We start from the raw sequence: 12,036 nt of genomic DNA on the forward strand, positions 1-12,036 counted from the left end.
TTTGACAGTTTAATTTCCAAATGGTGGTCCCGGTCGGAATTGAACCAACGACACACGGATTTTCAGTCCGTTGCTCTACCGACTGAGCTACGGGACCACTTGGTTGCGGGGGAAGGATTTGAACCAACGACCTCCGGGTTATGAGCCCGACGAGCTACCAGGCTGCTCTACCCCGCGATAACTAAGCAATTCTTTTTTTACGCCTTAAACCTTTTGGCGGAGGAACTGGGATTCGAACCCAGGCGCCAGTTTCCCGACCTACCGGTTTTCAAGACCGGACCCTTCAACCACTTGGGTATTCCTCCAATTTGTTTTTTAAATTGGTGGACCCTGTAGGACTCGAACCTACGACCCACCGGTTATGAGCCGGATGCTCTGACCAACTGAGCTAAGGGTCCAATTTAGTCAATTGGTGGCGGGGGCGAGACTCGAACTCGCGACCTTCCGGGTATGAACCGGATGCTCTAGCCAACTAAGCTACCCAGCCAAAAATATCATGGTCGGGATGACAGGATTTGAACCTGCGACCCCTTGATCCCAAATCAAGTGCACTACCAAGCTGTGCTACATCCCGATATTTTAATGGCGCGCCCAGTAGGAATCGAACCCGCAACCTTTTGATCCGTAGTCAAACGCTCTATCCAGTTGAGCTATGGGCGCATTATTTTGTTTCACACCTTTGCCTTAGTGCCCTAATATAATACCAAATTAATTTAACTAATGCAACCCTTTTTTTTATTTTTTTTCATTTTTTTGTGATTTATTTATTTCACCTATAAAAAGCAACAAGAGCGCTAACCTACACGCTCCTGTTCGATCTTCTTATCTTTTGTTGCTTTGATAACTTTTTGTCTCGAGAATTCTTCTCTTTCCTTTTCTTCCAGTGCATCACTGATAAATTTTATATTATCTTCGAAACCTGGAATTACGATGTTTTTCAGCGCATTGGCACGCTTCTGTGCTTTACGTATCGCATTCGCTAAACGATAAACACTATTCTCGACCTCAGCCAAAATCACAGTCATTTCTTTGACCTTATAAAAACACTTATATGCATAATCTAATTTTGAATTAGCGTGCTCGAGTCCATAAGTCAATTCAAAAGGCTGTTTATCATAATGAATTTTAGGTATTTCTACACCCATGACACTTCGATAACTTACATGTACACCTGTATCCACAGGTACAGCCTCTACTAAGTCACTGATAACCCCTAATGACATATTTGCTTGTTGTAGGGCATAATAAGCTTTTTGATACGTGATCGTAATTTCATCACGCAAAAGCTTAACGCTATCTAATAAGCCCATCATTTCTCTTGTTAAGATATTACGCTTACGATCCATTAATTCATAGCCCATATGTGCTAAATCATTGGATTTCTTTGTAGCAATCAGATTTCCTTTTGTTGGAAAGACCTGTTTATTCGCCATAACTATTCACCTGGCTTTGCTAATTCTTTAATGATTGGACCAGTTTTAAGCTGAAAACGTTGAATTGCACGCTCATGATTATAGAATTGATCCAATACTTCATTATCCACACGATCCAGTTCCCCACGTGGTAAGACACTGAGTAAATCCCATCCTAAATCAAGCGTTTCTTCTATGCTTCTATTTACATCCATTCCTTGATTTAGAAAATGTTCCTCAAATAGCGTACCAAAAGACATGTATTGTTTATCTACATCACTCAATTCGTCTTCACCAATAACACTAGCAAGACTTCTTGCATCTTGAACCTTTGCATAAGCAGCAAATAACTGATTGCTGACATCAGAATGATCTTTCCTTGTATAGCCTTCACCAATACCATCTTTCATTAGACGAGATAATGAAGGTAATACTCCAACAGGAGGATAAACTCCCATTTGATTTAAATTTCGGTCTAAGACAATTTGTCCTTCTGTAATGTAACCAGTAAGGTCTGGAATTGGATGTGTGATGTCATCATTTGGCATCGTCAAAATTGGAATTTGGGTAACTGAACCACCAGCACCTTTTACGATACCGGCTCTTTCATATAAGGAAGCAAGGTCAGAATATAAGTACCCTGGATATCCTTTACGTCCTGGAATTTCACCTTTACTACTAGAAAATTCACGAAGTGCCTCACAATAAGATGTAATATCTGTCAGAATTACCAAAACATGCATATCATGTTCATATGCAAGATATTCTGCTGCGGTTAGTGCACATCGTGGTGTCAGTGTACGTTCAATAATTGGATCATTGGATAAATTGACGAACATTACAACCTTTTCCATTACTCCCGCTTCTTCGAAAGAACGTTTGAAATAATCTGCAACGTCATTTTTAACACCCATCGCTGCAAATACGATACAAAAATTCTTGCCATCTCCATCAGAAATTTTAGCTTGCTTTACCAATTGCACTGCAAGGTCATTATGTGGCATACCTGATCCTGAGAAAATAGGAAGCTTTTGTCCTCGAATCAAAGTAGTTAAGGCATCAATACTGGAAATGCCTGTATTGATATAGTTTCGTGGATAAACACGAGAAACAGGGTTCAACGGTTGTCCATTGATATCTGCACTCTTCTCTGCATAAATTTCTCCCAATCCATCAATTGGTCTTCCACTTCCGTTAAAAACACGACCAAGTAGTTCCTTTGATAAAGGGAGCTCCATTGGTTTTCCCGTGAATTTGGTCTTTGTATTTCTTAAACTCAATCCATTGGTACCTTCGAATACCTGAATCGCTGCACGTTTTCCGTCCAACTGTACCACTCTTCCCAAACGAGTAGAACCATCACCACATTTGATTTCTACCATTTCCTCATAGCTGGCGTTTTCTACGTTGTCCAGGAAAATCAAAGGCCCATTGATTTCACTCAATCCTAAATATTGAAGACTCATAAGCACTCCTCCTTTTTACGCATTCAAACTTTCATTTACAGCTTTATCGATCATTGGCATATAATCATCAAGCAGTTCAATATGATCGTTTGGCACATCATATTTCATTTTTGTGACTGTCTCAAAGATACCTGATGCTATAATTTCTGTTAAAGATTTTCCATCCAAAACAATTTCTTTGCATCGTTTATATAAATATAGAATAACATCCATCATTTTCAGCTGTTTTTCCAGTGGTACATACGTATCGTCTTTGTGGAACGCATTCTGTTGCAAATAGCCCACTCGAATCACTTTACAAATCTCGATGACCAATTTTTGATCTTCTGGTAGCACATCGCTACCTATTAATTTTACAATTTCCATTAATTTAGCTTCTTCAGCAAGCAGACTCATAATCTCTTGACGATTGCGTAAAAAACGCATATCTACATTCTTGTTATACCATTTAGAAAGGTCACCGACATATTCAGAATAGCTCTCAGTCCAATTGATGGCAAAGTAATGTCTTGCATAGGCAAGTGATTTATCTAGGGCCCAAAAACATCTTACAAATCGTTTGGTGTTCTGCGTAACTGGTTCAGAAAAATCATTTCCTTGTGGGGAAACTGCGCCAATAATGGAAACACTTCCTTCTTGATCATTCAATGTCTTCATATAGCCTGCTCGTTCATAAAATTGTGAAATACGTGATGGAAGGTATGCAGGGAATCCTTCTTCTGCCGGCATCTCTTCCAAACGTCCACTAATTTCACGAAGTGCCTCGGCCCAACGTGATGTAGAGTCTGCCATGATTGCCACATGATATCCCATATCTCGATAGTATTCAGCTAAAGTAAGTCCTGTATATATGCTTGCTTCACGTGCCGCAACCGGCATATTTGAGGTATTGGCGATCAATACTGTACGATCCGTCAACGGACGATTACTTTTAGGGTCAATTAATTCTGAAAATTCTTCCAGAACCTGTGTCATTTCATTTCCTCGTTCACCACATCCAACATAAACAATGATATCTGCATCGCACCATTTTGCTAACTGATGTTGTGTCATTGTTTTCCCTGTTCCAAATCCTCCGGGTATGGCAGCAGTGCCTCCTTTGGCAATAGGAAAGAGGGTATCAAAAATACGTTGTCCGGTAATCAATGGTACACTGATTGGTAAACGTTGGGCAACTGGTCTTGCTTGTTTGATTGGCCATTTTTGGCAAAGGGTCAAGGTATGAATCACTCCAGTTTCATCTTTTACCTTGATAATTTCATGGTTGATGTTATAGGCTCCATCTTCAACAACCTCTACAACTTCTCCATGTAGTGTTGGTGGAATCATACAGCGATGTTCAATCAAATCTGTTTCAGGAACCGTCGCAAAGATTTGTCCTGGCGTAACTTGATCTTGCACTCTAACTTTTATGCTTACTTGCCAAAGTGCTTCTTCATCAAGTGGAGCAACATTGCTTCCTGTTGCGATAAAGGCACCTGACTCTTTGGCGATTTCTTTTAATGGACGTTCAATTCCATCAAAAATATTTCTTAAAATTCCTGGTCCCAGGGTTACGGAAATAGGACTGCCTGTTGGTTCCACAGGTTCCCCTGGTTTCAAACTCGTTGTGGATTCATATACCTGGATCGTTGTCACATCTTTACTGATGCTGATAACTTCTCCCATCAGTTTTTTGTTTCCAACAAACACTTTTTCCATCATTGAAAAATCTAGCGCATTTTTCACCTTTACGACCGGACCATTAATGGAATAGATTACATTTTCACTCACATTATCACCTCTAGTGCATTCTTATGCATTTGGATTATTTGATAAACAATCCGGAATTCGTATAGAACCAGTCTTTTTGTTCTTCTAGTGCAGTATCAAAGGTTTCATCAACCACAATTCCTAAGCTGATACATTCTAGACGTAGACCACCTAGAATCATATCCTCATCCACTTGCACCTTACACTCTTTTCCATAGGCTTTTTGGATATCATCTGCATAGACCATATCCTCTTTCCTAATACAGAAAACAGCATCCGTAAAAGAACCATCTGCTAACGCACTGGCTTTCTTTTTCAGATAATCACGATATTCATCCTTTTTCGTAAATGCCATAATTTCATCTTTTGCTTGATGAAATACAAGCTCACTATATTCTTTACGTTTTGCCATCAGTTTTCGATTTGTTTCCTCATGCGCTTTACTTAGGCGGATGGCATGTTCGCTTTGAAGTTCTTTTAACTCCTGTTCACGAACGATACCAGCCTCTCTTTGCGCATCAGCTTCTAAACCCTGAAGAGCTTTGTCACGAATATCTGCTATCTCGTCTTCGATCTGCTTGATTTCAATACCGCTCACACGATCGATTTCTTCTTCAAAATATTGTTCAAGCTTCGTTTTTTCATCTAACATAGCAAACACCTCATAGTTTCACACCGATTGCTTCACTTACATAACGGTCTATGGTCTCTCCTATTTTCGCAGAGCCATGACGATCAGGTATTTCCACGATCAATGGTTTCTTTAATTTTAATTTTAATTCAGAAATGACCTCAGGGCAAGTCTGAATTAGCTTGGTAGTCATCAGTATAATAGCGACGTCTTCCATATGCATGGCTTTTTCCAGTTCTTCAAGCACTTCTTGGCGTTCATGAACGACGACACCTTCAATGCCGGCCAACCGCATCCCCATCTGTGTATCAATGTTATCGCTGAGCAGGAAAAATTTCATAAGAAATCCCCTTTCTGATTTTTTATAATTTCATAAAGATGATAAAGATTGAGATCAATAAACCATAAATGGCAACACCTTCACCCAAAGCAACAAAGATCATAGATTTACCAAAGTTCTCTTTATTTTCTGAGAAAGCACCAATGGCAGCAGGAGCAGCAGCAGCTACGGCAATACCAGCACCAAGTGCAGATAAACCAGTAGATAATGCAGCAGCAATAAAGCCTAATCCTTGACCAATAGATCCAGCCATTTTATCAGCTACATCTGCAGTTTCAGCGGCATATGCTTTGGTTGCAGAGAAAAATACGGTTCCTAATACAATAGCGAAGAATAGACAGATATGTGATACGATACGTGTCTTTGCGCTTTTTGCGCTTGTCTTACCTTTAAACACATTGACAAGTGGCAATGAGATCAATACTAATAATACAAGTGGCATCAATAATTCAAATGGACTTAACATAATTTGTTCCTCCTAGTTAATTTAACTCTTTCAAAGATTGAAATGCAATTCCGTTTCCATTAAAGTAACGGGAGAACATTTCATAAAATTCAAGACGAAGTACCTGAATACCTACGATCATACCTTCTAGACACATAACAAGGATGTTTCCGAAAATCCCTACGACAAGTCCTCCGGCATTCCCAACCATGCCCATGATCAGCGTTACTGCCATCATCATACCGGCATGAGATAATACGAACCCACCAACACGTAGGTAGGAAATCGTATTCGTGATATAGGATAGACATACTTCTAATAATTCAAATATACTCTCTACAAAGAATGCTCCAAAGCCTTCTGGGAACATTGCTTTATGAGCCATTTTGTGTTCCAGTGGTTCTTTCATGAAAATCAAAACCAACGGCAGTATCAAACAAATCAGTACAAATGGTATAGAGAAGATATTATGAGAGCTTAATAAGGTATATGCCAATCCCCCTACTAGGGATGCATAGAATACCAGCCCTGCGATTCCGTTTTGTGAAAAACAAAGTTCTCCGATATTTTTGTTTTTGATTTGCAGATAAATATTTACACACATACTGAATATAATGAGGAAAGCACCGATACCAACGGAGAAGACGAGCAGAATTGGAATGAATTCACTTGTCATGACTTCAATTGGTTTTTCACTCATACCAAACAAGGTCTGATACAGTGGATTTAATAGTGTTTCGTTTCCGAAAACGGATCCCCAAATAAAGCCGAAGATCGTTGAGGAAATTCCAATACGGACACCAACCTCTCCTAACTTCATCTTTTTATATTTTGCCGCAAGATATCCTACTAGTATTAAGACTAGTCCTTGCCCTACATCTCCAAACATCATACCGAATAACAGAGAATAGGTTACAGCAACAAATGGTGTAGGATCAATTCCTTCATATTCTGGTGTGCCATACATTTCTACAAACATTGAGAACGGCCTGGCAAACCACCCATTCTTCAGTTTCGTCGGAGGCGCGAGTCGTTTATCACTATGGGCTGGGCGCACTTCGATTTCCACCTCCTTCAGGTCGGAGAATGTCTGTTTCAATTTTGTCACATCATCCTCTACGATAAACCCGGTTATGGAGAATCGCTCACCTAGTCCAACGACATATTTTCTTGCTTCATAGGTGTGATTCAAAAACTCTAATTCTCCTTTGATTTCCGCAAAATGCTCTAAACATTCGTCTTTCAGCTTTGCCAACACTTCATTTACATGTTGTAGCTGTTTATAGTCGTTGTCAATTTCTTCTTGCAACGTTTCTTTGGCACGCTCTGGAGTTCCATGAACAAATTCAGGAATACGAATACGTTCAAAGTAAAGGCTAGAGAAAATGTTATCGACATCTCCTTCATATTTTTCCGTAGTCAAATAGACACACCAACTATAGGTGTCATCCGTGCTAAAGGATTTGAATACAAATGGGCGGTTACGATAATATTGCAGTTTCTCTACACTATCCAAAGGCAGTCGACCAAATCTAATCTTAATGTATTTGCATTCAAATAAATCATCCAAATTCAAATCAATGCTTTCGATATTGCGTACTTGAATCAAGGCATCCTTGTTCTCTTGGATCACTGTTTCTAAATCTTTTTTGACGATTGCACCGTCTAAATATTTCTTATGGATATCATCCACATAGGCTGTGATTTTCGCCAGATCATAATCACGGCTTCTCATTTCTCTTGTAGGCACTTCTAAATCCATATCCAAAGTAACCTCTTTGAAATGTGTCAATACATCAGTAATCGGATTTTCTTCATTTAATGTCGTCAGACCGTGCACAGAATCAACAAATTTACTTGCTGGTTCCGGATGAAAATAATCCAAATCGACAAATTTCAGAAGTACATCATTGAGATATTCATTATCTCCAGTGATGTTGATCAGCTTCATCTTTGCGATTGCCATCACACATTCTCCTTTCTAATAAATCAGCATCTTTGCAATGTCTTCACTATCTACTTGATAACGAACACCCTCAATGATGTTGACGAGATTGTCCAGTTCTAGCTTTTCTAAGTACAAATAGGAAGCATAAACTACTGGAGCACTTTGCGAATAGTATATATTCTTTCTCGCCATGCGATACCGGAATTGATCCATATACCATTCAATATAAACACGTTTGTCATCATCCATTTCCAAATGATACCAGCTTTTTGCTAGTCTATCCATGAACCCTTTTAGATGAGGTTCTGCGAGTAATTCCTCGATTTGTTTCTTGGAAAAATGCACTTGAACATCGATCAAAGAGTCTCGGATGACATCTTCTCGTGATTGGAAATAACGCTTGTAACGATAAATTTTGGTCAGATTAGATAACTCTACATCAATTCCATAAAGCTCCCTTGCTTCTTTCCTAGTTTTACCTTTCATCACCTTATCGATAACTTCAAAAACATGTTCATAATATTTCTTGTTTAGGGCTGTTTCACATGCGGTATATGCGATTTCACCCTCTTTTCCTTTTCCTACTTTGAAAGGAAGCAATACATCATAATACATTGTTTTCTTTAAAACGCTCAGCAATTCATCAAAGGTATGAACATTGCCTAGCCGCATCAGATCATAACTGACATAGCCTTTTAAGAAAACCGGCAGCTCTGCAATCGCATCCTCATACTCTTTGGATATCAGCACACGAATACATTGCAGGATCAGATCAATTTCTATTTGTTGCATATGCAACTGATAGAAGTCCTTCTGCCCCGCTTCAGCATAGCGATACAGCTTCATTGTCTGCCGAAACATGTCCCTTCGCAAAATGTTCTCGAGTTGACCACGATGGATGTTGTTTTCTCTTACATCCTTTAAGGCTTCCCCATATTGAGTTTCATTTTTCAAATAACCAGCAATTTCAGAGACGCTTCGCTTATGCAGCAATTCATTGTAGTCATCTGCACTTAGCTGCTTTCCATGCATGCTTTTGGCTTTTGAAACAATGACACCTGTTGCCATATTCATAAGGGCTCACCTCCTTGATGATACTGCCTTAGGCATCCAGACAATGTGTTACGATTCTGTTGACCCATTCATCTCGATGCTTTTCATAATGCGCTTGCATCTGTTGAAGGGCTTCTTCAAAATCCTTTTCCTCCTGCTTCATAGAAACAGCCAATTCCTTGTCCATTTCAGCTCGCTTTTCGTAAATACAACGCTTGGTTTCTTCTTGATACTTGGCTTTGATTTCTTCTTTCTTTTCCTGTATCTGATCCTGGACGTTGTTTTTCATTTGCTTTTTTGAAGCTACATTGTTTCTTGCTCGTTTATCTGCTTCTACAATTTTTCTAATTAGCTCCTCCAAAAAACGATACCTCCTTTGCCTTACATCAGCAATTCCTGGTTTTGACCATACCAAAACCATGCTAAAAGTATAAACCTTTTATATACACCTTGCAAGTAGAAAAACATACTTTTTATTCCATTTTTTAGTGCAGGCTAATAAATCACAAAAAAAAGCCACGAAACCCTTTAATAAAGGGCTTTCATGACATTTTCATATCTAGATTATAGCCTCGTTTCAGACCGATTTTTAAGCATTGTTTTCACGTTTGGTCTTGCTACCGATGATCTGCTGTGACATCTTCTCTAATTCCTCGGTTTCAGAATACTCATCCACCAATTCGCTCTCTGTATAAACATCAGGATCATTCACACGATCGGCGAACGCAAACTTCAATAGAACCGGTGTTACAACGGTTGTCAATACGACCATAATAATAATTGGCCCAAAGAAATCCGAATTCATCAAACCAACGGCCATTCCCTTGCTAGCAACGATCAATGCGACCTCACCACGGGAAATCATTCCGATTCCGATTCTAAGACTTTGTATATTCTCATAATGACAAATTTTCGCACCTAAGCCGCATCCTAGAATTTTGGTCAAAATGGCAATTACCATCAATAAGACAGAGAAAATCACAATACTGCTTGTCATTTCAGGTAATACTACTTTTAACCCAATGCTGGCAAAAAATACCGGTGATATCAATAAATAAGATAACGTTTCAATACGCATAGTAACATAATTAGCTTTGCTAGTACCACTGATGATAAGTCCCGCAATAAAAGCACCGGTAATATCTGCTACACCAAAGAATTCTTCTGCACAATATGCAAACAGCAAACAGAAGGCAAAAGAGATGATAGAAAATCTTCTTCTTACCTTATCATCACGATCAAACCATTTCTCTATTAACTTTCTAGCCGCAAATCCAATCAGTACACTGCAGATAAAGAAAGCAACGATCTTTAACAATACGATACCTAAATTCACACTGGTATCGGCCATTCCGGTAATAATCGTCAAAGCAACGATTCCTAAGATATCATCAATCAAAGCCGCCCCCAGGATCGCATTTCCACTAGGTGTACTTAGTTTCCCCATTTCTTTCAAGGTTTCCACACTGATACTAACTGATGTAGCTGTCAAAATGACTCCGATAAACATATTCTGTAAGAAGGCATTATCTCCGGTGTTGTAGAAGCTTGCCAAAAAATAACCTGCAAGCAAAGGTACCAACACCCCTATCAAAGCAATCACAAAACTGCTTTTTCCACTTTTTTTCAATTCGCTGATATCCGTTTCCAGACCAGCGGAAAACATCAATACGATGACGCCGATTTCTGCGATCTGATCTGTAAATGCAGATTCATGAACGATATTCAGCACAGCCGGCCCCAGTATGATACCGGCAACAAGTGCTCCAACGACCTGCGGCATTTCAATTTTTCTAGTCAAAAGACCGAACAATTTTGTGCTAAGCAGAATCAAAGCAACATCTAGTAAATAGCTGTAAGATTCCATAACTTCACTCTCTTTCAATCATAGCCCGTATTATTATACAGCGCTTTCTTGATTTTGCAAGTGTTTTTTGTGAAAAAACGCTTACCTTTCACTATTTACCTTTTAAATCCAGCCAATCAATGTTTGGTATCGTAAAAGTTTTATGGTTCACTGCCTGTAAAACACCATCTTCTTCTTGAAAATGAAAGCTAACTTGATAGGCACATAATGCTTGATATTTTCGCTTTCCTTTTTTTGCACCGTATTTGATATCCCCTACCAAAGGATGCTTCAAATATGCCATGACCGCACGAATCTGATGGCTTTTTCCGGTATGTAGATCGACTTCCACTACACTTTCATCTTGTTTTTCCTCTATCACTCGATAACCTGTATCAATTCGCTGATAACCTTCTTTTTCATATGGGATGATATCGGCGATATTATGATCTAATTTTTTATGATACAATATCAAACGATCCTCTTTCTTTTTTAGTTTTCCTTCTACCAAACATAGATATCGTTTGTCTAATTCTCTATTTCGAATCTTTTCATTCATATAGCGAAGGGCTTCACTTGTTTTAGCACATATCACAATGCCTTGTGTATTGCGATCAATTCTATGACAAAGTGCCGGAGCGAAGCTTTGTTCCTGCTCAGGATCATATTCATGTTTCTCGTATAAATAATGTAATAATCGATCCGCAAGATTATCTTGGATCATGGAGGTATCACTATGTGCCAATAAACCAGCAGGTTTATTGACGATCAGTAATTGCGTATCTTCATAGATTACATCCAGTTCGCTTGGAACCTTTAAAAAATGTAAATCATGGCTTGATTCAAAAAACTCTTCCGGAATAAAGCATTGTAACACATCCCCTTCTTGTAATCGCTGGGATATTTCACATCGTTTTCGATTGACTTTGATTTTTTTATTTCTTATATATTTATACATCAGACTTTTGGGCATCTGTTTCATTGTCTTCATAATAAATTTATCCACCCTTTGATCTGCATCATTTTTTTGAATCACGATTTCTCTCATCCTAATCACCTCATACTTACCTCATTCATTATTTCATAAAGCTTGAAAAAAGTATAGCCTTAACTTTATCTTACAAATCTTGCATGTGCTTTGTT

11 protein-coding genes and 7 tRNA genes are annotated in these 12,036 nt (G+C 38.8%); all 18 read right to left on the reverse strand.

Annotation, left to right across the window (positions count from 1 at the left end):
* Positions 1–21: 21 nt before the first annotated feature.
* A tRNA-Phe gene (locus tag UGRO018_RS00740) sits at positions 22–97 on the reverse strand.
* 3 nt (positions 98–100) lie between these two features.
* Positions 101–177, reverse strand: a tRNA-Met gene (locus UGRO018_RS00745).
* Positions 178–214: 37 nt separating this feature from the next.
* Positions 215–305: transfer RNA gene (locus UGRO018_RS00750), tRNA-Ser, on the reverse strand.
* Between the two features lie 16 nt (positions 306–321).
* Positions 322–398, reverse strand: a tRNA-Ile gene (locus UGRO018_RS00755).
* A 12-nt stretch (positions 399–410) separates the two neighbouring features.
* Positions 411–487: transfer RNA gene (locus UGRO018_RS00760), tRNA-Met, on the reverse strand.
* 10 nt (positions 488–497) lie between these two features.
* A tRNA-Pro gene (locus UGRO018_RS00765) sits at positions 498–574 on the reverse strand.
* 9 nt (positions 575–583) lie between these two features.
* Positions 584–660, reverse strand: a tRNA-Arg gene (locus UGRO018_RS00770).
* 134 nt (positions 661–794) lie between these two features.
* On the reverse strand, positions 795–1,433 hold the full coding sequence (locus UGRO018_RS00775; RefSeq protein ID WP_416324538.1) for a V-type ATP synthase subunit D: 639 nt from the start codon (positions 1,431–1,433) through the stop codon (positions 795–797).
* 2 nt (positions 1,434–1,435) lie between these two features.
* The gene (locus UGRO018_RS00780; RefSeq protein WP_416324539.1) at positions 1,436–2,878 is read right to left on the reverse strand and encodes a V-type ATP synthase subunit B; all 1,443 of its coding nucleotides are present in this window, start codon (positions 2,876–2,878) and stop codon (positions 1,436–1,438) included.
* A gap of 15 nt (positions 2,879–2,893) precedes the next feature.
* Positions 2,894–4,651, reverse strand: a complete 1,758-nt coding sequence (locus UGRO018_RS00785; protein ID WP_416324540.1) for a V-type ATP synthase subunit A — start codon at positions 4,649–4,651, stop codon at positions 2,894–2,896.
* 34 nt (positions 4,652–4,685) lie between these two features.
* Positions 4,686–5,282 (reverse strand): V-type ATP synthase subunit E, encoded by a 597-nt coding sequence (locus UGRO018_RS00790; RefSeq protein ID WP_416324541.1) that lies wholly within the window; start codon positions 5,280–5,282, stop codon positions 4,686–4,688.
* 10 nt (positions 5,283–5,292) lie between these two features.
* A complete protein-coding gene (locus UGRO018_RS00795; protein WP_416324542.1) occupies positions 5,293–5,601 on the reverse strand; it encodes a V-type ATP synthase subunit F in 309 nt (102 codons plus the stop codon).
* Between the two features lie 22 nt (positions 5,602–5,623).
* A complete protein-coding gene (locus UGRO018_RS00800) occupies positions 5,624–6,067 on the reverse strand; it encodes an ATP synthase subunit C (protein ID WP_416324543.1) in 444 nt (147 codons plus the stop codon).
* Between the two features lie 16 nt (positions 6,068–6,083).
* Positions 6,084–8,012, reverse strand: coding sequence for a V-type ATP synthase subunit I (locus UGRO018_RS00805; RefSeq protein ID WP_416324544.1), 1,929 nt, complete (start codon positions 8,010–8,012; stop codon positions 6,084–6,086).
* A 15-nt stretch (positions 8,013–8,027) separates the two neighbouring features.
* On the reverse strand, positions 8,028–9,068 hold the full coding sequence (locus tag UGRO018_RS00810) for a V-type ATPase subunit (protein ID WP_416324545.1): 1,041 nt from the start codon (positions 9,066–9,068) through the stop codon (positions 8,028–8,030).
* A 28-nt stretch (positions 9,069–9,096) separates the two neighbouring features.
* Positions 9,097–9,408, reverse strand: a complete 312-nt coding sequence (locus UGRO018_RS00815; RefSeq protein WP_416324546.1) for a stress protein — start codon at positions 9,406–9,408, stop codon at positions 9,097–9,099.
* Positions 9,409–9,636: 228 nt separating this feature from the next.
* Positions 9,637–10,914, reverse strand: coding sequence for a cation:proton antiporter (locus tag UGRO018_RS00820; RefSeq protein ID WP_416324547.1), 1,278 nt, complete (start codon positions 10,912–10,914; stop codon positions 9,637–9,639).
* A gap of 91 nt (positions 10,915–11,005) precedes the next feature.
* The gene (locus UGRO018_RS00825) at positions 11,006–11,941 is read right to left on the reverse strand and encodes an RluA family pseudouridine synthase (protein ID WP_416324548.1); all 936 of its coding nucleotides are present in this window, start codon (positions 11,939–11,941) and stop codon (positions 11,006–11,008) included.
* Positions 11,942–12,036: the final 95 nt, after the last annotated feature.

The sequence above is a fragment of the Hoskinsella mucinilytica genome (assembly GCF_045223415.1).
In the GTDB taxonomy this organism is placed as follows: domain Bacteria; phylum Bacillota_I; class Bacilli_A; order Erysipelotrichales; family Erysipelotrichaceae; genus Hoskinsella; species Hoskinsella mucinilytica.

What these genes read in the sequence shown, in the direction of transcription:
- UGRO018_RS00825 (WP_416324548.1), bottom strand. Translation starts at nt 11,941, where the DNA reads ATGAGAGAAATCGTGATTCAAAAAAATGATGCAGATCAAAGGGTGGAT.
- UGRO018_RS00810 (WP_416324545.1), bottom strand. Translation starts at nt 9,068, where the DNA reads ATGAATATGGCAACAGGTGTCATTGTTTCAAAAGCCAAAAGCATGCAT.
- UGRO018_RS00790 (WP_416324541.1), bottom strand. Translation starts at nt 5,282, where the DNA reads ATGTTAGATGAAAAAACGAAGCTTGAACAATATTTTGAAGAAGAAATC.
- UGRO018_RS00805 (WP_416324544.1), bottom strand. Translation starts at nt 8,012, where the DNA reads ATGGCAATCGCAAAGATGAAGCTGATCAACATCACTGGAGATAATGAA.
- UGRO018_RS00820 (WP_416324547.1), bottom strand. Translation starts at nt 10,914, where the DNA reads ATGGAATCTTACAGCTATTTACTAGATGTTGCTTTGATTCTGCTTAGC.
- UGRO018_RS00780 (WP_416324539.1), bottom strand. Translation starts at nt 2,878, where the DNA reads ATGAGTCTTCAATATTTAGGATTGAGTGAAATCAATGGGCCTTTGATT.
- UGRO018_RS00800 (WP_416324543.1), bottom strand. Translation starts at nt 6,067, where the DNA reads ATGTTAAGTCCATTTGAATTATTGATGCCACTTGTATTATTAGTATTG.
- UGRO018_RS00775 (WP_416324538.1), bottom strand. Translation starts at nt 1,433, where the DNA reads ATGGCGAATAAACAGGTCTTTCCAACAAAAGGAAATCTGATTGCTACA.
- UGRO018_RS00795 (WP_416324542.1), bottom strand. Translation starts at nt 5,601, where the DNA reads ATGAAATTTTTCCTGCTCAGCGATAACATTGATACACAGATGGGGATG.